22 protein-coding genes are annotated in these 21,771 nt (G+C 66.0%); 18 read left to right on the forward strand and 4 right to left on the reverse strand.

Annotation, left to right across the window (positions count from 1 at the left end; all coding sequences use genetic code 11):
• Nucleotides 1-180 precede the first annotated feature (180 nt).
• From NV2_RS26475 to NV2_RS26515, 9 genes are all read left to right on the forward strand, one after another.
• The gene (locus tag NV2_RS26475) at nt 181-1,002 is read left to right on the forward strand and encodes a helix-turn-helix transcriptional regulator (RefSeq protein ID WP_067880232.1); all 822 of its coding nucleotides are present in this window, start codon (nt 181-183) and stop codon (nt 1,000-1,002) included.
• Nucleotides 999-2,459, forward strand: coding sequence for a Fe-S cluster assembly protein SufB (gene sufB, locus NV2_RS26480; protein WP_067880177.1), 1,461 nt, complete (start codon nt 999-1,001; stop codon nt 2,457-2,459). The genes NV2_RS26475 and sufB overlap by 4 nt, the downstream gene beginning before the upstream one ends.
• Before the next feature lie 44 nt (nt 2,460-2,503).
• A complete protein-coding gene (gene sufD, locus NV2_RS26485) occupies nt 2,504-3,676 on the forward strand; it encodes a Fe-S cluster assembly protein SufD (protein ID WP_067880235.1) in 1,173 nt (390 codons plus the stop codon).
• A 51-nt stretch (nt 3,677-3,727) separates the two neighbouring features.
• Complete coding sequence (sufC, locus tag NV2_RS26490) at nt 3,728-4,504, forward strand: Fe-S cluster assembly ATPase SufC (RefSeq protein ID WP_067880180.1); 777 nt, start codon at nt 3,728-3,730, stop codon at nt 4,502-4,504.
• A 1-nt stretch (nt 4,505) separates the two neighbouring features.
• Nucleotides 4,506-5,765 carry a cysteine desulfurase gene (locus NV2_RS26495; RefSeq protein WP_067880183.1) on the forward strand — a complete coding sequence of 420 codons (1,260 nt, stop codon included), beginning with the start codon at nt 4,506-4,508 and terminating at the stop codon, nt 5,763-5,765.
• A 46-nt stretch (nt 5,766-5,811) separates the two neighbouring features.
• On the forward strand, nt 5,812-6,306 hold the full coding sequence (sufU, locus tag NV2_RS26500; protein WP_067880187.1) for a Fe-S cluster assembly sulfur transfer protein SufU: 495 nt from the start codon (nt 5,812-5,814) through the stop codon (nt 6,304-6,306).
• On the forward strand, nt 6,303-6,683 hold the full coding sequence (locus NV2_RS26505; RefSeq protein WP_067880191.1) for a metal-sulfur cluster assembly factor: 381 nt from the start codon (nt 6,303-6,305) through the stop codon (nt 6,681-6,683). The genes sufU and NV2_RS26505 overlap by 4 nt, the downstream gene beginning before the upstream one ends.
• A 139-nt stretch (nt 6,684-6,822) precedes the next feature.
• On the forward strand, nt 6,823-7,260 hold the full coding sequence (locus NV2_RS26510) for a DUF4189 domain-containing protein (protein ID WP_084475511.1): 438 nt from the start codon (nt 6,823-6,825) through the stop codon (nt 7,258-7,260).
• Nucleotides 7,261-7,569: 309 nt separating this feature from the next.
• Nucleotides 7,570-8,832 (forward strand): acyl-CoA dehydrogenase family protein, encoded by a 1,263-nt coding sequence (locus tag NV2_RS26515; RefSeq protein ID WP_067880238.1) that lies wholly within the window; start codon nt 7,570-7,572, stop codon nt 8,830-8,832.
• Nucleotides 8,833-8,890: 58 nt separating this feature from the next.
• On the opposite strand, the gene NV2_RS26520 is transcribed toward NV2_RS26515, so the two are convergent.
• The 4 genes from NV2_RS26520 to NV2_RS26535 all read right to left on the reverse strand — a co-directional run bounded on the left by NV2_RS26520 (nt 8,891) and on the right by NV2_RS26535 (nt 12,969).
• Nucleotides 8,891-9,709, reverse strand: a complete 819-nt coding sequence (locus NV2_RS26520) for an RDD family protein (protein ID WP_084475519.1) — start codon at nt 9,707-9,709, stop codon at nt 8,891-8,893.
• 173 nt (nt 9,710-9,882) lie between these two features.
• Nucleotides 9,883-10,842: a non-homologous end joining protein Ku gene (ku, locus tag NV2_RS26525; RefSeq protein WP_067880198.1), complete on the reverse strand. Its 960-nt coding sequence runs from the start codon at nt 10,840-10,842 to the stop codon at nt 9,883-9,885.
• 441 nt (nt 10,843-11,283) lie between these two features.
• The gene (locus tag NV2_RS26530; protein WP_210749252.1) at nt 11,284-11,943 is read right to left on the reverse strand and encodes a TetR/AcrR family transcriptional regulator; all 660 of its coding nucleotides are present in this window, start codon (nt 11,941-11,943) and stop codon (nt 11,284-11,286) included.
• Between the two features lie 147 nt (nt 11,944-12,090).
• Nucleotides 12,091-12,969, reverse strand: coding sequence for an alpha/beta hydrolase (locus tag NV2_RS26535; protein ID WP_168436125.1), 879 nt, complete (start codon nt 12,967-12,969; stop codon nt 12,091-12,093).
• A 157-nt stretch (nt 12,970-13,126) separates the two neighbouring features.
• Between NV2_RS26535 and NV2_RS26540 the strand changes: the two genes are divergently transcribed.
• The 9 genes from NV2_RS26540 to NV2_RS26580 all read left to right on the forward strand — a co-directional run.
• Nucleotides 13,127-13,738, forward strand: coding sequence for a VOC family protein (locus NV2_RS26540; protein ID WP_067880206.1), 612 nt, complete (start codon nt 13,127-13,129; stop codon nt 13,736-13,738).
• Entirely contained in the window at nt 13,735-13,992 is a 258-nt protein-coding gene (locus tag NV2_RS26545; protein ID WP_067880209.1) for a hypothetical protein, read from the forward strand. The genes NV2_RS26540 and NV2_RS26545 overlap by 4 nt, the downstream gene beginning before the upstream one ends.
• Nucleotides 13,989-15,251, forward strand: a complete 1,263-nt coding sequence (locus NV2_RS26550; protein ID WP_067880212.1) for an alpha/beta hydrolase — start codon at nt 13,989-13,991, stop codon at nt 15,249-15,251. Before NV2_RS26545 ends, NV2_RS26550 begins: the two co-directional genes overlap by 4 nt.
• Nucleotides 15,252-15,256: 5 nt before the next feature.
• Nucleotides 15,257-15,829, forward strand: a complete 573-nt coding sequence (locus tag NV2_RS26555) for a flavodoxin family protein (protein ID WP_067880245.1) — start codon at nt 15,257-15,259, stop codon at nt 15,827-15,829.
• Nucleotides 15,829-16,968 (forward strand): FAD-dependent monooxygenase, encoded by a 1,140-nt coding sequence (locus NV2_RS26560; RefSeq protein WP_067880215.1) that lies wholly within the window; start codon nt 15,829-15,831, stop codon nt 16,966-16,968. Before NV2_RS26555 ends, NV2_RS26560 begins: the two co-directional genes overlap by 1 nt.
• Nucleotides 16,969-16,997: 29 nt before the next feature.
• On the forward strand, nt 16,998-18,659 hold the full coding sequence (locus NV2_RS26565; RefSeq protein ID WP_067880218.1) for an AMP-binding protein: 1,662 nt from the start codon (nt 16,998-17,000) through the stop codon (nt 18,657-18,659).
• A 53-nt stretch (nt 18,660-18,712) separates the two neighbouring features.
• Nucleotides 18,713-19,900 carry a cytochrome P450 gene (locus NV2_RS26570; protein ID WP_067880248.1) on the forward strand — a complete coding sequence of 396 codons (1,188 nt, stop codon included), beginning with the start codon at nt 18,713-18,715 and terminating at the stop codon, nt 19,898-19,900.
• Complete coding sequence (locus NV2_RS26575) at nt 19,897-20,847, forward strand: PDR/VanB family oxidoreductase (RefSeq protein WP_067880221.1); 951 nt, start codon at nt 19,897-19,899, stop codon at nt 20,845-20,847. The genes NV2_RS26570 and NV2_RS26575 overlap by 4 nt, the downstream gene beginning before the upstream one ends.
• A gap of 115 nt (nt 20,848-20,962) precedes the next feature.
• Nucleotides 20,963-21,771, forward strand: an 809-nt coding sequence (locus NV2_RS26580) for an alcohol dehydrogenase catalytic domain-containing protein (protein WP_067880224.1), incomplete at its 3' end; no start/stop codon positions are given.

Consider the following 21,771-nt stretch of genomic DNA (forward strand, 5'->3'; position numbering starts at 1 on the left):
TACCGGTCGAGCGCTGCCTCCGGGACGCGGGTTACCGCAGGTCGGCACCCCGTCGCGCGGCCCCTCGGGGTGGGTGAAACCGTTGGTCCGTGCCCAGGTCGCAGCCGTGTACAGGGGTTATTCAGGGCACCCTTACTAGAATGCTGGAAGGAATTCCGTCACACTGATGTTGTGAAAACCGTGGGTTTGCAGGGGAACGAGGTGAATACCGGGCGTGAACGCGACGTCCGGCCTTCCGTCGCGCCTGCGGCCGCCGGTGAGGGACATACCCGGGCCGCCGTCGTCCAGCTGCTGCTGGAGGAGGGGCCGATCACCGCGACCGCGATCGGGCGCCGGCTGGGCCTGAGCCCGGCGGGAGTGCGTCGGCATCTGGATGCCCTGATCGAATCGGGGGAGGCCAGGTCCGCCCGCTCGGCGCCGTGGCAGCAGCAGGGCCGTGGTCGTCCCGCCAAGCAGTTCCAGCTCACCGCCACCGGGCGTGGCCGCCTGGGGCATGCCTACGACGACCTCGCCGGTGCCGCCATGCGGCAGCTGCGGGAACTCGGCGGAGACAAGGCGGTCATGGATTTCGCCCGCCGGCGGGTGGGTGTGATCATCTCCGGAATCGACCGCCTGGCCCGGAGCACTCCCTCCGCGACCGCCACCAAGGCGGAGGAGATCGCGGAGGCGTTCAACGACGCCGGTTTCGCCGCCACCACCCGTGAGGTCGGTTCCGGGGTGCAGATATGCCAGCATCACTGCCCGGTCTCACATGTGGCCGAGGAGTTTCCGGAGCTGTGTGCGGCCGAACTCGAAGCCGTGCGTGAACTGCTCGGCACCCACGTGCAGCGCCTGGCGACCATCGCCAACGGGGACTGCGCCTGCACCACCCATGTTCCTCTGTCCGTGCCCCCGACGAGCAGCGCTCACCCCTCTCCGGCGAGTACCGCTCAGCCCGATACCCGCACCGTTGCACAGCCCGCAGCGGGAGCTCCGAACGACTCCGGAAGGAGTGCCGAATGACGTCGACCACCGCGGCGAGCCGTGAATCCGATGCCACCCAGAATCAGCCGTTGACCCAAGAGGAGACCATCGCCTCGCTGGGGACCTACGGTTACGGCTGGGCGGATTCGGATGTCGCAGGCGCCAGTGCGAAGCGCGGCCTGTCCGAGGATGTCGTGCGCGATATCTCGGCGAAGAAGAACGAGCCGGAGTGGATGCTCGACATTCGCCTCAAGGCGCTGCGCATCTTCGATCGCAAGCCGATGCCCGGCTGGGGCTCCAACCTCGAGGGTATCGACTTCGACAACATCAAGTACTTCGTGCGCTCGACCGAGAAGCAGGCCGAGACCTGGGAAGATCTGCCCGAGGACATCAAGAACACCTACGACAAGCTGGGTATCCCGGAGGCGGAGAAGCAGCGCCTGGTCTCCGGTGTCGCCGCCCAGTACGAGAGTGAAGTCGTCTACCACCAGATCCGCGAGGATCTGGAAGCTCAAGGCGTGGTCTTCCTCGACACCGATACGGCGTTGAAGGAACATCCCGAGATCTTCAAGCAGTACTTCGGCACCGTGATCCCGGCCGGCGACAACAAGTTCTCCGCGCTCAATACCGCGGTGTGGTCGGGCGGTTCGTTCATCTACGTGCCGCCGGGCGTGCACGTCGACATTCCGTTGCAGGCCTACTTCCGGATCAACACCGAGAACATGGGCCAGTTCGAGCGGACGCTGATCATCGTCGACGAGGGCGCCTACGTGCACTACGTCGAGGGCTGCACCGCGCCGATCTACAAGTCGGACTCGCTGCACTCGGCGGTCGTGGAGATCATCGTCAAGGACGGTGGCCGCTGCCGCTACACCACCATCCAGAACTGGTCGAACAACGTCTACAACCTGGTCACCAAGCGGGCGAAGGCCGGTGCGGGCGCGACCATGGAGTGGATCGACGGCAATATCGGTTCCAAGGTCACCATGAAGTACCCCGCGGTCTGGATGACCGGTGAGCACGCCAAGGGCGAGGTGCTCTCGGTCGCGTTCGCCGGTGAGGGCCAGCACCAGGACACCGGTTCGAAGATGCTGCACCTGGCGCCGAACACCTCCTCGTCCATCGTGTCGAAGTCGGTGGCGCGCGGCGGCGGACGGTCCTCCTACCGCGGCCTGGTCCAGATCAACAAGGGTGCGCACGGTTCCAAGTCGACCGTGAAATGCGATGCGCTGCTGGTCGACACCATCAGCCGTTCCGACACCTACCCCTACGTCGACATCCGTGAGGACGACGTGACGATGGGCCACGAGGCCACCGTCTCGAAGGTGTCCGAGGATCAGCTGTTCTACCTGATGAGCCGCGGTATGACCGAGGACGAGGCGATGGCCATGGTGGTGCGCGGGTTCGTCGAGCCCATCGCCAAGGAACTGCCCATGGAGTACGCCCTCGAGCTGAACCGCCTGATCGAACTGCAGATGGAAGGAGCGGTCGGCTAGTGAGCGAGCTTGCGAGCACGCAGAAGAATGCCGCCGGTACACCTGTGAACAATGTTGCTGTCGCGGGCGAGGCCCGCGTTCCCGCGGTCAACAAGGGCGAACTGTTCGCCTCGTTCGACGTCGCCGCGTTCGAGGTCCCCTCGGCGCACGACGAGGCGTGGCGGTTCACCCCGCTGCGCCGGCTGCGCGGCCTGCACGACGGCACCGCGGTGCGCGACGGCAGTGCCGGTATCGAGGTCGAGGACGTCGACGGTGTCACGGTCGAGACCGTCGGCCGTGACGACGCCCGCCTCGGTGCGGGTGGGGTCCCGACCGACCGGATCGCCGCGCAGGCCTACACCGGTTTCGAGCAGGCGACCGTGGTGTCGGTCGGTGCCGAGACCGAGGTGGCTCGTCCGGTCGTGATCCGGGTGACCGGCCCCGGTGCGGACAAGACCGCCTTCGAACATCTGCAGATCCGGCTCGGCAATTTCGCCACCGCCACCGTGGTCCTCGATCAGCGCGGAAGCGGAACCTACGCCGAGAACGTGGAATTCGTCCTCGGCGACAGCGCGAAGCTGACCGTCGTCGCGGTCCAGGACTGGGCCGACGACGCCGTGCACGTCACATCCCATCACGCCAAGCTGGGCCGGGATGCGGTATTGCGGCACACCGATGTCACCCTGGGCGGCGAGCTGGTGCGCCTGACGGCGACCGTGCGTTACGACGGCCCCGGCGGCGACGCAGAATTGCTGGGGCTGTACTTCGCCGACGACGGCCAGCACTTCGAACAGCACCTGCTGGTCGATCACGCCCAGCCGCACTGCAAGTCGAATGTGCTGTACAAGGGTGCACTGCAGGGTGACCCGAAATCGTCGAAGCCCGATGCGCGCACCGTCTGGGTCGGCGATGTGCTGATCCGCGCGGCCGCGGAAGGCACCGACACCTACGAGGCCAACCGCAATCTGGTGCTCACCGACGGTGCCCGCGCCGACTCGGTGCCGAACCTCGAGATCGAAACCGGCGAGATTCTCGGTGCCGGACATGCCTCGGCCACGGGTCGTTTCGACGACGAGCAGCTGTTCTATCTGCGCTCGCGCGGAATTGCGGAGGAGGACGCCCGCCGGCTGGTGGTGCGTGGTTTCTTCCACGAGATCATCCAGAAGATCGCGGTCGTCGAGATCCGGGAGCGGCTGGAGGCGGCCGTCGAGGCCGAACTCGCCGCCGTCGGCGTCTAGCGCCGGCGCCACCCGGTAGCCCGAAACCTCCATCAGCCCAGAAGGAATGCAATGACCACCCTCGAAATCAAGGACCTGCACGCCGAAGTCGCCAATCCGGACGAGAACGGCGAGCCCATCAAGATCCTCAAGGGCGTGAACCTCACCGTGCGCTCCGGCGAGACCCACGCGATCATGGGTCCCAACGGTTCCGGTAAGTCGACGCTGTCCTACGCCATCGCCGGCCACCCGAAGTACACCGTGACGCAGGGTTCGATCACGCTCGACGGTGAGGACGTGCTGGCCATGTCCGTGGACGAGCGCGCTCGGGCCGGGCTGTTCCTGGCCATGCAGTACCCGGTCGAGGTGCCGGGTGTGTCGATGTCGAACTTCCTGCGCACCGCCGCGACCGCAGTGCGCGGCGAGGCACCCAAGCTGCGGCACTGGGTCAAGGAAGTCAAGGAGTCGATGAGCGAACTCGACATCGATGCCGCCTTCGCCGACCGCAGCGTGAACGAGGGCTTCTCCGGTGGTGAGAAGAAGCGCCACGAAGTACTGCAGCTGAGCCTGCTGAAGCCGAAGATCGCCATCCTGGACGAGACCGACTCCGGCCTCGACGTCGACGCGCTGCGCATCGTCTCCGAAGGCGTCAACAACTACAAGGAGCGCGAGAACGGCGGCGTCCTGCTGATCACCCACTACACCCGCATCCTGCGCTACATCCAGCCGCAGTTCGTGCACGTGTTCGTGGGCGGCCGCATCGTGGCCGAGGGCGGCGCCGAACTGGCCGAGGAGCTCGACGCCAACGGTTACGTCCGTTTCACGCAGCCGGCGACCGCGGGAGCCTGATATGACAGCTGTGACACGCACACTCGACGTCGCCAGGATCCGGGCCGATTTCCCGATCCTGAGCCGGACGGTGCGTGACGGGAAACCGCTGGTGTACCTGGATTCCGGGGCCACCTCGCAGCGTCCGCTGGCAGTACTGGACGCGGAGCGCGAGTTCCTGACCCACACCAATGCCGCAGTGCACCGGGGCGCGCATCAGCTCGCCGAGGAAGCGACCGACGCCTACGAGGGTGCGCGCGCGGATATCGCGCGCTTCGTCGGGGTGTCGGCCGACGAGATCGTGTTCACCAAGAACGCCACCGAATCACTGAATCTGGTGACGTACTCGTTCTCCGACGACCGGTTCCCGTACCACGTGGGCCCCGGCGACGACATCGTCGTCACCGAGCTCGAACACCACGCGAATCTGGTGCCCTGGCAGGAACTGGCGCGCCGCACGGGGGCAACCCTGAAGTGGTACGGCATCACCGACGACGGTCGCATCGACCTGGACTCGCTGGAGTTGTCGCCCGCAACCAAAGTTGTGGCGTTCACCCACCAGTCCAATGTCACCGGTGCGGTCGCGGACGTGGCCGAGCTGGTCCGCCGGGCCGAGGCGGTCGGCGCGCTGACCGTGCTCGACGCCTGCCAGTCGGTGCCGCACATGTCGGTGAACTTCCGGGATCTCGGCATCGACTTCGCGGCGTTCTCCGGGCACAAGATGCTCGGTCCCTCCGGCGTCGGCGTGCTGTACGGGCGGGCCGAGTTGCTCGCGCAGACACCGCCGTTCATCACCGGTGGGTCGATGATCGAGACGGTCACCATGGAGGCCACCACCTACGCGGCGCCGCCGCAGCGGTTCGAAGCCGGTGTGCCGATGACCTCGCAGGTCGTCGGTCTGGGTGCGGCGGTGCGCTACCTGGAAGCCATCGGGATGGACAACGTTGCCGCGCACGAGCACACACTCGTCGGTGCGGCGCTCGAGGGGCTCGCCGCGATCGACGGTGTACGGATCGTCGGACCGACCGAGAACGTCGACCGCGGTGGTGCGGTGTCGTTCGTCGTCGACGGTATCCACCCGCACGATGTGGGCCAGATTCTCGACGACGAGGGTGTGGCGATCCGCGTCGGACATCACTGCGCATGGCCGTTGATGCGCCGGTTGGGCGTGCCCGCCACCGCACGTGCCTCGTTCGCGGTGTACAACACTCTCGACGAGGTGGAAGCGCTGGTCGCCGCGGTGCGTAAGGCACAGAAATTCTTCGGTGTGACCGGCGGTTGAACTCGGTGAGCGCGAGCTACCAGTGAACGGGGCGTGAGATATCGCAATGCGTATGGAACAGATGTACCAGGAAGTGATCCTGGACCACTACAAGCACCCACATCATCGCGGGCTGCGGGAGCCGTTCGGTGCCCAAGTGCACCACGTCAACCCCACCTGCGGTGACGAGGTGACGCTGCGGGTGCACATCGACGACAACGGGGATGTCGCCGATGTGTCCTACGACGGGCAGGGCTGCTCGATCAGCCAGGCCGCTACCTCGATCCTCACCGATCAGGTCATCGGCCAACCCGTGCAGCAGGCGCTGAAGGTGGTCGACTCCTACAACGAGATGATCTCGAGCCGCGGCACCATCGAGGGCGACGAAGACGTGATCGGCGACGGTATCGCCCTGGCCGGCGTCGCGAAGTATCCGGCACGAGTCAAGTGCGCGCTCCTGGGCTGGATGGCGTTCAAGGACGCCGTGGTCCGGATAACCTCGGCCGAAGAGACCACGCGGACCATGGGAAGCGGTTCCGCGGGAAATGGGGAAACCTCATGAGTGAGACTCAGGAAACCGAACAGCAGACCGCCGCGCCGCCGGCCGCCGAGCTCACCCAGGAACAGATCGAGCTGCTCGACGACCTGGAAGAGGCGATGCGTGACGTCGTCGACCCCGAACTCGGCATCAATGTCGTCGATCTCGGCCTGGTCTACGGAATGCGACTCGAAGCCGATGTCGCGGTCCTCGACATGACGCTCACCTCGGCTGCATGCCCGCTCACCGACGTGATCGAGGATCAGTCCCGTAATGCGCTGGTGCGCAGCGGCCTGGTGGAGGATCTGAAGATCAACTGGGTCTGGATGCCGCCGTGGGGCCCGGACAAGATCACCGACGACGGCCGCGAGCAGTTGCGCGCCCTGGGGTTCACGGTCTGACGACACCGGTGACGGCGGTTTCGCGAGGCGAAACATATCGTGAAACCGCCCGTACGGTCCGAGAATTGGACATCCGGGGCCGGAGTGGACGAGGATCGCCTGCGTCAACGTACGCAAACTGATCGGGGTGGATTCTCGAATGTCTCATATGTTTACCCGGCCGGGGCGGTCCGCGGCGGTGGCCGTGCTGGCGGGTGCGGCCCTCACTGTCGTCGGCGGAGCCGGCGCCGCACACGCCGACGGTGATCAGCACGGTGCCATCGCCTATTCCGACAGCTCCGGAACCGTTGCCGCGGCGGCCAACTATTCGGATGCGCCCAGCGCGGACTCGGCGGCCATCGCGCACTGTGGTGGCGGCGATTGCCGTGTCATTCTGGACTTTTCCAACGGCTGCGGTTCGGTGGCACAAGGCGCTGACGGCAAGATCGCGGTCGGCTGGGGGCCCACCAAGACCGAATCGGAGAAGCAGGCGATCGAGTTCCTCGGACCGAGCGCTCCGCCGTTCCCCGACCTCGGCAGTGCCAGCCCGCGCCCGGCTACCATCGCATTGACCAGCTGCACCGCCAACGCCCGCTGAGCAAGCGGTAGCACGAGACGCGTCCGACACAACTGCGGTGCGCGGCGATTCGCTACACCTGGCTGCTTGCGGTCCGGGTGGCGATCATGCTGTCTCGACGGCCGATCCGCAACGGCGGGTCGGCCGTCGACGTATCTTGCGCCCGGGCTGCCCACAGTCCCAGCGGGAGAAGCAATATCGGCTCTCCGTCCGGACACACCGCCGCCCGGCCGGGCGCACGATATCGTGAGAGCTGCGTGCGGTCGGTGGGCGCCGCGGATCGAACGCCGATCCTGCGATGTGGGTCCGCCCGAGAAGGCAGGAGCAGCTGTGGATTTCGATTTACCTCGTGGGCTCACCGACTATCTCGCCGAACTGGACGAGTTCATCGACCGCGAGATCGTCCCGCTCGAGCGCGCCGACGACAACGTCCGCTTCTTCGACCATCGTCGCGAGGATGCGCGCACCGACTGGGATCGAGGCGGCCTGCCCAGCGCGGAATGGGAGGATTTGCTGGCACAGTCGCGCCGGGTAGCCGATGCGGCCGGTCATTACCGCTACGCTTTCCCGCCGGAGTTCGGCGGCCGCGGCGGCACCAACCTCGATATGGCCGTGATCCGTGAACATCTCGCGCACCGCGGACTGGGCCTGCATTGCGATCTGCAGAACGAACACGCCGTCGTCGCCAACAACGTCGGCCTGCTGTTGATGCTGGAATATGGTTCCGAACAGCAGAAATCCGAGTGGGTCGAAGGACTTGCGGCCGGAACGAAGTTCTTCGCTTTCGGCATCACCGAACCAGAGCACGGCTCCGACGTCACCCATATGGAGACCCGCGCGGTACGCGACGGTGACGACTGGGTGATCACCGGCGAGAAGACCTGGAACACCGGGATCCACACCGCTGATGCAGATCTCATTTTCGCCCGCACCTCCGGCTCGTCCGGTGACGGCGCCGGTATCACTGCTTTTCTGGTGCCGGCGGGTTCCCGGGGTTTCACCGTCGAGGAGTATCTGTGGACATTCAATATGCCCACCGACCACGGTCGCGTCACCCTGCGTGAGGTGCGGGTCGGCGCCGACGCTGTATTCGGGCCGGAAGGGCGCGGACTCGCGGTGGTGCAGCATTTCTTCAACGAGAACCGGATCCGTCAGGCCGCGTCGAGTCTGGGTGCCGCGCAGTACTGCATCGATCAGGCCGTGGATTATGCCAAGCAGCGCAAGCCGTTCGGCACACCGCTGGCCGACAATCAAGCCGTGCAGTTCCCGCTGGTCGAACTGCACACCCAGTGCGAGATGCTGCGGACGCTGATCTACAAGACCGCGTGGACGATGGATCACCACGGCACGTTCGCCGCCTCCGAACAGGTGTCGATGTGCAACTACTGGGCCAACCGGTTGTGTTGTGAGGCGGCCGATCGCGCCATGCAGGTGCACGGCGGTCTCGGCTATTCGCGACACGAACCGTTCGAGCACATCTACCGCCATCACCGCCGCTACCGGATCACCGAGGGCGCGGAGGAGATTCAGATGCGGCGGGTGGCCGGGTACCTGTTCGGATTCATGTCGGCGCGGGCGCCCAAAGGCGTATGAACGACCACGGCCCCCGCTGCCCGGGTAGGGGAGCGGGGGCCGTGCGACGACCGAAGGACTACTTCGGTGCCTGCACCACGACGGTGCTGATGATCTTGTCCGCGAAGGTCTGCTTCTTGTCGTCCCACAGCGGCCACAGGAAACCCAGGTAGCAGGCTGCCGAGTCGAGGATGTGGCACAGCTTGCGCACCACGGCCATTCCGAATCCGAGGACCTGTCCGTCGGCCTCCCTGATCACTCGGATGCCGAGTGTCCGCTTACCGGGCGTCTGACCGGTGGTGCCCTCCTGGTGGGCCACCCAGAGGAACAGGCCGATGCCGACCGCCGCAGCTACCAGCCACAGCACGATGCCCAACCCGTTGATTCCGCCACCCGTGCAGACCGACGAGGAGGAATACGAGTACGAGCTGCTGTACGAATCGGAGTCGAAGGAGCAGTCCAGATCATCGGTGCCCACCACACCGGCGAGGATGTACAAAATGGTGGGGACAACACCGACGATCAGGGCATCGATCAGGTAGGCCCCCACCCGTGAACCCCACTCCGCATAGGCGCCGAACGGGCTGAAACCTGGTTGGGGCTGGCCGTATCCGGGGCCCGGCGGCGGATAGCCCGGGCCGGGTGGGGGCGGAGTACCCGGATTGGGCTGCGGCTGGCCGTATCCCGGCGGCGGTGCGGCATAGGCCGGCTGGGGAGCGCCGTAAGCCGGTTGGGGCGCACCGTAACCGGGCTGAGGTGCACCGTATCCCGGTGGCGGCGCACCGTAACCGGGTTGCGGGGCCCCGTAGCCGGGCTGGGGCGCACCGTAGCCGGGCGGTGGGGCACCGTAGCCCGGCTGTTGACCGTACGGGCCGTTCGGGTCCGACGGATTGGTCATATGTAATTCCTCCAGATGGTGGTGCGGGATCCGGGCCCCGACCGGGTCGAAACAGGTGGGTGCGCCGTACGGCAACCGCAAGAAGCCCCCGCCCAAAGTATGGCCGACCCGAATGGAATCGGCGCGTTGAAGCCAGTCGTGTATACCACGACTGGCGGGAAACGCGAATCGGTTCAGGCGCCCTTACGGGTCTGGCGGCTGCTCGTGGTGGAGGATTTCTTCGCGGCGGCCTTCTTCTGCCCGCCGGACGAGGAGCTCGAGGATTTCGACGACTTCGATGCGGTACGCCGTCCGCTCGACTTCGAGGCCCGGCTCGTCGACTTCCGGGTACCGGACTTCTTCTCGTCGCCGCGCCCGCTGGCGTCCAGACTGCGCTGCAACGCGGCCACCAGATCGACCACCTCGGCGTCGGCCTGCTCCGGCTCGGCTTCCTCGCGACGGGTGACCCGATCGGACCCGGATTCGATGGCCTCGTCGAGCATCTTCTTCAACTCGATCTGGTACTCGTCGGTGTACTGGCTGGGATCGAAATCGTCGGACATACTGTCGACCAGTGTTTGTGCCATCGACACCTCCTGGGAGCGGGGAGCCGCGACGTCGTCCAGCGATTCGAATTCCGCGCTGCGCACCTCGTCCGGCCACAGCAGCGTCTGCAACACGAGCACTCCGTCGCGCACCCGCAACGCCGCCAGCCGCGTCTTCTGCCGCAGGGTGAAATGCACCAGCGCCACCCGATCGACCTGGTCGAGGGTCTTGGCCAGCAGCACGTACGCCTTCGGCGTATTCGAATCGGGCTCGAGATAGTAGCTGCGATCGAACAGCATCGGATCGATCTGGTCCGCCGGCACGAACTGCAGCACCGGAATCTCGTGCTTCTCGGCAACAGGCAACTTCGCAAAGTCCTCGTTGGTGAGAACCACCTTGTCACCCTCGGGCGACTCGTACGCCTTATCGATATCGGCGAATGCCACAGATTTGCCGCACACCGTGCAAACGCGGTCGTACTTGATCCTGCCGCCGTCCTCGGCGTGGACCTGATGAAACCTGATGTCATGGTCCTCGGTGGCGGTATATACCTTCACCGGGACATTCACCAGCCCGAACGCGATGGAACCCTTCCAGATCGACCGCATGCGTTCGATGCTACTTACGACCTGCCGCGTCTGTCTCGGGAATGGCGTCCACCTGCGGTTTCGTGGTTGTTGTCCGCTGTTGTTGGTGGCTGTTTGTGGACCTGTGACGTCCTGTATAGGTCGGAATTTCGTGCTTCTAATCTGTATCGGAAACTGTCGCAGATCACCCCAGCGGCCCCGGGTCGCGGCCGGGCATCCGAGTGGGCGCGGCGGGTGAACAGAGCAGATTGCGGCTGCGGTAGTCGAGGGTAGCGCGGTTGCGGACCGTAAGCCGACGTTTCGTCACCCGGAGGGCCGCGTAGCAGAAATGCCAGACTTCTGTGTGCGAGTGGGGACTCTCGTATCCCTCACTGCTCCCTCACTGCGGCAGATTTTCCTGAACCATGTGTTCGATGACATCTAGTCCTGTCGGCGCCGCGCCGTTGCGGGGGGGGGGATCGCTCAGCTGCCCTCTGCGCTGAGAAGGCGGGTCAGAAAGTCGAGGTCCTGCTGGATCAGTGCCACCGCGCCGAGGGGGGTCGGTGCATCCGGGGTGCGTCCGGGCTCTTGGGCCACCATCGCGACCGCGTTGTGCGCGATCTGTTCGGCCACCGGATCGGCGGGGTGCGTCGAAGATGGGTGGAACCACCAGGCTACCCAGTTGCACATGCCGATGATCGACAGTGCTGTGATGCGAACGTCGACTGGGCGGAATCGGCCGCCGGTGATGCCCTCTTCGATGACGGTTGTGACCTCGCGAAGAACGGTTCGTCGGCCTTCGAGGTGTTTCCTCGCGATCTCCGGAGGCAAGGCCTGGTCGCTGCGGTCGAGTGTTCGGAATTGCGCCGGCTGTTCGGCGCGATTCAAGACCAGGGTGCGCACGAGCGCATGCAGCTTCTCGGCCGCGTCGAGATCGGAGCGCTGTCGGACCTCTCGCAAGGAATTCGCCGCGCTCTGCGTCGTCGCCTCGACCATTGCGACGAGCAACTCTTCTTTGCTCTTCACATAGTTGTAGAGGTTGGGGCGGCTCAACCCGACCGCATCGGCGATGTCCTGCAGCGTGGTTCCGTCGTAGCCGCGTTCGGCGAACAGTCGCATGGCCTGATCGATGATCTCGCTCATAAGCAGTTTGCGCCGGGGAGCCGCGCCGCGTCGGGTCTCCGGGCGCCTACCGGTCTGTTTCCGTGCCTCGGGCCCCTCTGCGGTTGCCATCTCCACCCTCTGTCTAGGTCGTGGCGCGCGGCCAGACTGTGCGGTTGTCGGATCATGCTAGTTGGCGGCCACGGTTGCGCGCGTTGCGCACTCCGACGCGAAGGCCGATTGCCGAAGGTGCAGCGCATGGGAGAGCCGGTGATGGTCCAGGTTGTGTCCGGCGTCCGCCTGGAGCTTGGCGTCCACCCAGGGAGCGGAAGTGAAGTACCTGGCGAAATTCGCCACCCGGCCCTTGTCGACGATCCACAGGCCGTCGTGTTCGGCGAGTGTGTACTGCACGGGGACGACGACCGAGGCGGCTAGTCTCGCCACGTCATTCGGCCAGCGCCCGACGATTTCGAGCATCTCCTCACGGGAGACGGGCTCGACCGAACCTTTCGCCAACTCCACGATGTCGACCTCGACGGTTCTCTCCGGTCCGTACAACAGGCCGCGTAGTTGGTTGGGTGCAAGCTCGACGGGGCCGCTTGCCGGGAGGTTCTTCCAGGTATCGACGATGTAGTCGGGAGACCGATCGCTCACGCCGTGTATCGAGATGCCCAGCAAGGGCCAGTCTGGGCGACGCGCGGCGATGTGCACCGCGATCGCCGCGCCGATGGAGTGCGCGAGCAGGACCACCCCGGGGCGGTTCTCGCCGTGGGTGGCCCAGAGCGTACCGATCGCGGCACAGAGGGCCGTGGCGCTGTCGTCGAAGGTTCGCCGGCCTTCGGGAAGCGGATCGCTGCCGCCGTAGTCGGGTCGGTCGAGCGCAAATACGGAAAACCCTGCGGCGCTGCCGATGTCGAGCAGTGAGTGTCCGGGCACATCGAAGTATCCGTGGTTGTAGCCACCGCCGTGCAGGGCGATGACCAGCGGTGTCTCTGCGGCGCCGCTGTCTGTCGCGATTCCGGAGATCCTGCGCCCGCCGACAGCGAAGTCCAGAGGTGTTCTCGTCATATCCCGCATCTCCTTCGCGATGGCTGGCGATAACCCAACGTCATATTTGTGTGCCAGTACGCTAAGCCGGTCTGACATATGCGTCAGAATATTGACAGATATGACAGGGTCGTTTTACGCTTCCCACGCAGAGTTCGTCATCGAGAGGAGTACGCAGATGACATCCGCGGAGCACAGGCCGCTAGCGCACACGGTGCGGGGCGTCGACCACGCGGCGTTCCCAACCTTCGATCCGCGCGCCACCATCACCTTTTACCGAGATGTCCTCGGCTTCCCGGTCGTCCACGCAACATGCGCGCTGGGGTGGGGCCCCGGTGACCACCCGGACTTCATCCACTTCTTCTTCGACATCGGCAACGACGACCGGCTGGCCTTCTTCTACTACTTCGGCGTGCAGCCGTACTGTGACGCCGAGCTTCCGGAACTGCTTCACCGCGCCCGCCACCTCGCGATCCATGTGGACGACGAGACGGATCTCCTGGAGTACCGGCGCCGCCTCGACGAGAGCGACTGGCCGTGTGAGCTGCAGGTGCGGCACGAGACGGTGGAGTCGATCTATGTCACCGATCCCAACGGGTATCTGATGGAGATCACCCGTCCACTGCGCGCGATCACCACCGAGGACGACATCGAAGCCAACCTGAGCGTCGACGCCCTGATGGCGGTGACCGAAGAACCCGAGCCCAGCTTGGAGAAGTTCTTCGCGCGCAAGGCGAAGCTGATCGCCGAGCGGTACGAGGGCGAGCCGGAGTTGGTGACGTTCGCATGACCAGGCTCTTCGTCCTCGACATCGACGATTTCCGTCCGTTGGCCGAGATTGCGGTCAAGGAGCCTGAAGTGACCGTCCGTCGGCGCGGGCCCTATCTCGAGATCGCCGCGGCGGGTTCGATCCGCATCGAGCGCAATGCCACGGGATGCCGTAACGCCCTCTGGTACAGCGCGGTCGCTGCTGTCGAGGATGGCCGAATAAGCCAGTGGGACAAGTCGGAGCTGGTGGTCGAGCCGATCGGTGCCGAAGGATGAGCCCCTTGGCGGTGGATCGGCTGGGGGCGGGCCGGGACATCCATACGGCACAGGTGCCGCCCGGCGTCACGACGTCCGTACATCAGCTCACCACCTTCGACGGCGCCAAGGTCGAAGGAGTGTTGCACGCGCTCGACAGCGCCACGACGGTGGTGACGATCATGCACCCGCGCCAGTCGGTTTCGCACCATCCGATCGTCCCACTCCTTCTGCGTGCCGGCGTCTCGGTCTGGACCCAGGGCACTCGCTCGCCGAACAACGACATCGCGCTGGTCCATGAACAAGCGGTGCTGGACGCGGCCGCAGGCCATGTTTTCCTCCGGGACACCGGGTTCGAGTCTGTGTTGACCTTCGGTCATTCCGGAGGTGGAACGCTGTCGGCCTTCTACATCGAGCAAGCGTCGCTGGTACCGGAGTTACGGCTGGACGTGACCCCGGCAGGCCGGACGATCGGACTGGCCGGCGCTCGGATGCCGATTCCCGACGGCGCGATCTTCCTCGCACCGCACCCGGGCCAGGGGCAGGTCCTGCTGCGCTGCATCGATCCGTCGGTCACCGACGAGTCGGACCCACTGTCGGTGAACCCGGCGCTGAACATGTACGCACCGGGCAACGGGTTCGCCGAGCCGCCGGGATCGAGTCGCTACAGCGCGGAGTTCCTCCGCGCGTACCGGGCGGCTCAGCACGAGCGGATCGCCCGGATCGACGCCCGCGCTATGGAACTGGCCGACGAGACCTCGCGGGCCCGGGCGAGGTACACCCGCACCAAGGACCCGGCCGACCGCCGGACCGGCCTTGCGCCGCGGATCATCACCACATACCGCACCGACGCCGATCCGTGCTATGTCGACCTGTCGATCGACCCGAACGACAGGCACTACGGCTCGCTGTTCGGTCGCCGCCCGGATCTGATCAATTACGGCTTGGTGGGCTTCGGCAGGCTGACCACTCCCGACGCGTGGTTGTCGACTTGGTCGGCGAACCACACCAACGCGGACTTCGTGCGGTGCGCGAGCGGCGTGCGGCTGCCGACGCTCTATCTCGAGTTCAGTGGCGATCAAGCCGTGCTTCCCCTTGCCAGTGCCCGGATGTTCGAGGCCTTGGCCGCCGCGGACAAGACCCGGCATGTCGTGCGGGGCCAGCACTTCGGACAGCCTCTCGCCGACGGGGAGCCGACCGGGTACGCCGCCGCGAACGTCCACATCGACAGCTGGATGGCCGATCGTTTCGCCATCGCACCACCACAGAGAACGAGGTGAAGGAAATGGGCTCCATCGGAGTCGTCTACGACAGTGGCTACGGCCACACCGCCGCGCAAGCGAGAGCCGTCGGAGAAGGCGCGGCTTCGCTCCCGGGTATCGACGTCGCGCTGTATTTCGCCGAGGAGGTCGCCGCCGATCCCCGACAACTCGACGACTGCGACGCGCTGATCTTCGGGACCCCGACCTACATGGGCAGCGGCTCAGCGGTTTTCAAGACGTTCATGGAAGCCAGCTCGAAGATCTGGCTGCGCCAGGGGTGGAAGGGCAAGCTCGCCGCGGGTTTCACCAACTCGAGCGGACACTCCGGGGACAAACTCAACACCCTCACCCAGCTGTGGCTGTTCGCCATGCAGCACGGAATGGTCTGGATCGGGCTGGGTCTGCTGGACGGTAACGGACGCAGTACGGGATCGGATTTCGAGCTCAACCGGCTCGGCGCTTACGCCGGCGCGATGTCGCAATCCAATTCGGACCAGGGCATCGAAGGCATGCGCGACAGCGACCTGCGGACCGCGTCGGCGTTGGGTGAGCGCGTCGCCGGCCAGGTCGTGTCGTGGCAGGGAGTCGGACACTGATGTCGGAAAATTCTTTGAAGATCCTGGTGATCGGCGGCGGGCCCGCGGGCCTCTTCTTCTCGATCATCGCGAAACGAGCGGTGCTGAGCGCCACGGTTCATGTCAGGGAGCAGAACCCGGAGGGCGTGACATACGGCTGGGGCGTGGCGTTCAGTGAAAGTGCCGCGAGCACGCTGCGTCCCGCCGCGCCCGATGTGATCGACGCGCTCACCGCGGGCACCCAGCATGAGCAGATGGTCCTCAGCCTCGATGGCGCCGATGTGCCGGTCCATGTCGGCCGCAGCTATCTCAACGCTCGTTGGTCGCTGCTCGACACACTCGAGAAGTTCGCTCTCGAGGCCGGGGTGAGCATCGAGCACGATTGCGACGCGGTGGTGACGGAAGAGGAGCTGGCCGACTGGGATCTGGTGGTCGGTGCCGACGGCGTCAACAGCCGCACGCGGGAGCGCTTCGCCGAGCATTTCCTACCGAGCGTGGAACTCGGGACCAACTGGCTGGCCTGGTACGGCACCCCGAAATCCTATGCGCCGTCGATCATTCTGAACAACAGTGAGCACGGGCTGCTCATGGTGCACGCCTCCCGCTTTTCCGCCGAGATGAGCAACTTCACCGTCGAGGTCGGCCAGGAGACATATGACCGGCTCGGGTTCGCCGATATGACTGAGGACGAGTCCCGTGAATTGTGCGAGCAGTTGTTCGCCGACTCGCTGGACGGAATGCCATTGCGGAGCAATCACTCTCCCTGGTTCCAGACGAAGTTCGTCAGCTGCGGTCGGTGGACCCACCGCAACCTCGTCCTGATCGGGGACGCACTGCACACCGTTCACCCCTCCATCGGCTCAGGCACCCGGTTCGCGATGCGGGACGCGGTCTACCTGACGCGGGCGATGACCGACGCGACGTGGGACATCGAGGCCGGGCTGGCAGTGTTCGAGGGGACGCGCAGGCCCGTCGCCGACGCCTTCCAGGCTGCCGCGAAGCGAAGTATCGCCTGGTACGAGGGGCTTCCGTCGCGCACCATCACCCATCCGACGAAGTTCGCGCTCGAATACCTCATGCGCACGGGACGAGTCTCCTACCGGGAGTTCCGCCGGGAGAACCGCGAGGTCGTCCTCGGCTATGAGCGGGATCTGCGTTGATGCCGGCGCCGGAAGAAGAGAGATACGCCATGACGCCGACCCCCGACAACGCGGGAAAGATCGCCCTCTACTCGTCCGAGGAGGAAACCCGCTACGTCCATGACGGACTGTGGGAATCACTCACTATCGCCGAGCACCTGCACGTCATCGCGCAGGACCACACCGACCGAGATGCGCTGATCTACGGCGATATTCGGTTGTCCTTCGCGGACCTGGACCGGATCACCGATCAACGCGCCGCGGGCCTGCATCGTCTCGGGCTGCGGCCGGGCGGTGCGGTCTTGCTGCAAGTGCACAACACCGCCAACACCGTGATCGCTTGGTACGCGCTGCTCAAGGCAGGCTTGATCCCGGTGTGTACGCTGCCGCTCCACCGCGGCCACGAGATCGGCGAGATCGCACGGCAGACCGACCCGGTCGCGCACCTCGTCGCGGCCCGCGATCCCCGCTTCGACCTCGAAGCCTTCGCGCTGGCACAGGCCGAGGGGCGGGAGCGCGTGGTGCTGGTGTCCGACGGACCGGCCAACGACCCGCGCGCCGTGGAATTGGACGAACTGGGGTCGAACATCGACGGTGCCGAAGCCCGGGCAGTCGTCGAACGAGTCCAAGCCGGAATCGGTAGGCAGTCACTCGCGGTGTTCCAGCTCTCCGGTGGCACCACCGGTGTGCCCAAGGTGATTCCGTGCCTGCACGCCCCCTATTGGCACTACGGTTCCAGCCTCGCCCGTGCGATGGGATGGGCCCCTGGCGACCGGATCGCGTTCATGATGCCGATCGTGCACAACGCGGGCATCATCATCGGTCTACAGGGCCCGCACAGCGTGGGGGCCACCCTCGTGCTCGGAGCTCCCGACGCCGCGGCCGCGCTCGACCTCGTGGTCCGCAACGACGCGACCGACGCCCTGCTCGGCCCCTTCGTCTTCGACCTGGCGCTGGCTCCGGGGCTGGCCGCTGCTTCCGCATTGCGGCGCGTCCTGTTCAGTGGCAAGAAGGTGCCGCGCCGGCATATGGAGTCGCTGGAAGCACAAGGGATCTGGGGCGGGCAGATATTCGGCATGAGCGAAGGACTGTGCCTGACAACCCCTTTGGATTTCCCGCTGGACGCTCGAGTCGCGAGCGTCGGGGTGCCGATTTCACCCGGAGACGAGATTCGGCTGTACGAGCCTGGGACCGAGGCGGAGGTGGGGCCCGGCGAGGTGGGGGAACTGTGTGCGCGCGGTCCCTACACCCTGCACGGTTATTACGATGCGGCCGAACACAACCGGGCCGCGTTCACCGCCGACGGCTTCTACCGGACCGGTGATCTCATGGCCGAGCAGACGATCGACGGGGTCCGCTGCTACACCGTCGAGGGCCGGATCAAGAACATGATCAGTCGCGGCGGCGAGAAGATCAACACCGAGGAGGTCGAACTCCTCCTCTGCTCCCACGACGCGATCGCGGAGGCCGCGCTGGTGGCGATGCCGGACGAGCGGCTGGGCGAACGGGCCTGCGCTTTCGTCGTGACCCGCGACGGGTTCGAGATCGATCTCGCCGCCGTTCGCGGTCACTTCGATCGCCTCGAGGTCGCCAAGTACAAGTGGCCCGAGCGGATCGTCGTGTTGCCGGAGATGCCTCGGGTCAGCCAGGTCGGCAAGGTCGACCGACGCCGGCTGCGAGAGATCGCCGAAATGCTCACGGCCGAGTTGTGAATGGCCCGTCCCCACCAGAATCGGCGCACGTCAGCGCAGACGAAGGAGCCATGATGACAAACGAAATTCCCGCCCTCGACCACCTCGACCGGGCGCTGCCGGCAGCCGATGTCCGCCGGGCGCACTCGCAGATGCGCGAGGCGTGTCCGGTGGTGCACAGCGACCGGCACGGCGGGTTCGACTTCCTGACCCGCTACGAGAATGTTCGTGCCGCGTTGACCGACGCGGACGCGTTCTCCTCGGCTGATGGTGTGCACATCCCAGCGAGCGGGTTGTTGCCTCCGGTGCCCGCGCTGGAGTTCGACGAGCCCGAACACTCCGAGTGGCGCGCGGTCCTCGACGGCCCGCTCACCCCACGCGCGGTGCGGGCGTTCGAACCGATCATCACCGAGGTCGTCGACCTGCTGATCGACGACCTTGCGACCGCCGGAAAGGCCGACCTGGCAGAACAGATCGCGGAGCCGCTACCCGCTGTCGTGATCGGACGGATGATCGGACTCGACCAGACCGAAGCGGTGCGTGCCCGAGGTATCGCGGCGGCGCTTTTCGCGGCGATGGGTTCGGAGGAGTTTCCCGCGCGGTTCGACGAGTTCTCCGCCCACACCCGGCGCTGGCTGGCCGACCGCCGGGAGAACCCGCGTGACGACATGCTCACCGAGATGGCCGGCGGTGTCGTGCAAGGCAAGCGAATCGACGACGCGGGTGCCACCGGACTGATGCTGGCCTACATCGTCGGCGGACACCACTCGACGGGTTCGGCCCTGGCCGGCCTCATCCGCCACGTGCTGACCGTGCCAGGTCTGCGTGACGAACTCCTGGCCGATCGCCGCGGGCTGCCGCAGGTGATCGAGGAAAGCCTGCGGCTGACCACCCCGTTGCAGCTGTTCGCGCGCACTATGCGCTGCCCGGTGCAGGTCGGTGATCGCGAACTCGCCCAGGGTGATCGGGTTCTGCTGGATCTCGCGGCAGCCAACCGGGATCCGCGAGAGTTCGACGCGCCGGAGGAGTTCGATCGCCACCGGAACCGGAATCGGCACGTCAGCTTCGGTGCGGGCGCCCATGTCTGTCAAGGGCAGCACCTCGCGCGGGCAGAACTCCGGATCGCGCTCGGGCGCCTGCTCGACCGGCTGCCGGACCTGCGCCTCGACGACGAACCCGTCGAGAGTGGATTGATCGGTGGTTCTCTGATGACTCATTTCGCCTTGCCCGTGGCTTTCACTCCGGAGAGCGACGCGGCATGAACGATTCCGCAGAACTCCAGGTCGTAGTCGCGGGACGGCAGACGATCGCCCTCGACGTCGTCGAGTTCGAGCTGCGAACGCCCGGCGGGGAGGAACTGCCGCCGTGGGAGCCCGGTGCCCACATCGACGTCATCACCGGAACCGGGATCGTCCGCCAGTACTCCCTGTGCGGCGACCCCCAGGATCGCACCTGCTACCGGATCGCTGTCCTGCGTGAGAAGGGCGGTCGCGGCGGATCGGTGTGGTTGCACGAGCAACTCCGTGCGGGCGACCGGATCGGTATCAGCAGTGCCCGCAACCACTTTCGGTTGCGGTCGGCGCCGCACTATCTGTTCCTGGCCGGCGGAATCGGGATCACGCCATTGCTACCGATGATCCGTCAGATTGCCGCTGAGGGCGCACCCTGGTCGCTGTACTACGGTGGCCGGACCCGCGCTTCCATGTCCTACGGCGATGAGCTGCGGGAGTTCGGCGGCGGCCGGGTTCGGTTGCTCCCCTTCGACGACTGCGGACTGATCGACCTCGACTCCGCGCTCACCAAGGCCGGTCCACAGGCGCACGTCTATTGCTGCGGCCCCGAGCCACTGATCCGCGCGGTCGAAGAGGCATGCGCCCGCCGCGCGATGCCACTGCGAACGGAGCGTTTCACCCCGAAACACGTCGAGGCCCCGGGCGCGGACACATCGTTCACCGTCCGAATCGCATCGACGGGCGCGGATCTGGTAGTGCCCGCCGGACGTTCCATCGTCGACGTGCTGGTCGAGGCGGACGTCGACATCCTCACCTCATGTGAGGAAGGCACCTGCGGTACCTGCGAGATCGCCGTCCTCGCCGGCCGCCCGGACCATCGTGACTCCGTGCTGACCGAAGAAGAGCAAGCGGCGAGTGACCGGATCCTGCCGTGCGTCTCACGCTCGCACACGCCTCAATTGATTCTCGATCTCTGACTGGTTCCGGGGTCACCCTTTCGAACTCGCTGACGGCCGAGTTCGGTCCACGGGCAGCGCCGTCGCCTCAGCCGTGGGATCGACCGTGGTCGCCAGATCGAAGGAGTATCCAGAAATGCCGCAGCAGGTTCGCGGAGTTGTCGCCCGATCGCAGGGAGCGCCGGTCGAGCTGACCGATATCGTCGTCCCCGATCCCGGCCCCGGGGAGGTCGTCGTCGCGGTCGCCGCATGCGGGGTGTGCCATACCGACCTGACCTATCGAGAGGGCGGAATCACCGGCGAATTCCCGTTCTTGCTCGGACACGAGGCCGCCGGTACCGTCGAAAGTGTCGGCGCTGGGGTCGATTCCGTCGCCGTGGGTGACTTCGTGATCCTGAACTGGCGGGCGGTGTGCGGCCGCTGCCGAGCCTGCAGGCGCGGCAAGCCGCAGTACTGCTTCGACACCTTCAACGCCGCGCAGAAGATGACGTTGGTCGACGGCACCGAACTCACCCCGGCACTGGGGATCGGCGCGTTCGCCAAGAAGACATTGGTGCACGCCGGGCAATGCACGAAGGTCGACCCGACCGCGGACCCAGCGGTCGCGGGGTTGCTGGGATGCGGTGTCATGGCCGGTCTCGGCGCCGCGGTCAATACCGGTGGGGTCGGGCGCGGCGATTCGGTCGCGGTGTTCGGATGCGGGGGAGTGGGCGCTGCCGCGATCGCCGGCGCCCGCCTGTCTGGCGCATCGACGATCATCGCCGTCGACCGCGACCCGCGCAAACTGCGCTGGGCGATGGACCTCGGCGCGACCCACACCATCGACGCGACCGAATCGGACCCCGTCACCGCGATCCGGGAGCTGACCGGTGGTTTCGGCGCCGACGTGGTGATCGACGCGGTCGGTCGTCCCGAAACCTGGAAGCAGGCCTTCTACGCCCGCGA

The sequence above is a fragment of the Nocardia vermiculata NBRC 100427 genome (assembly GCF_001613265.1).
Lineage (GTDB): Bacteria > Actinomycetota > Actinomycetes > Mycobacteriales > Mycobacteriaceae > Nocardia > Nocardia vermiculata.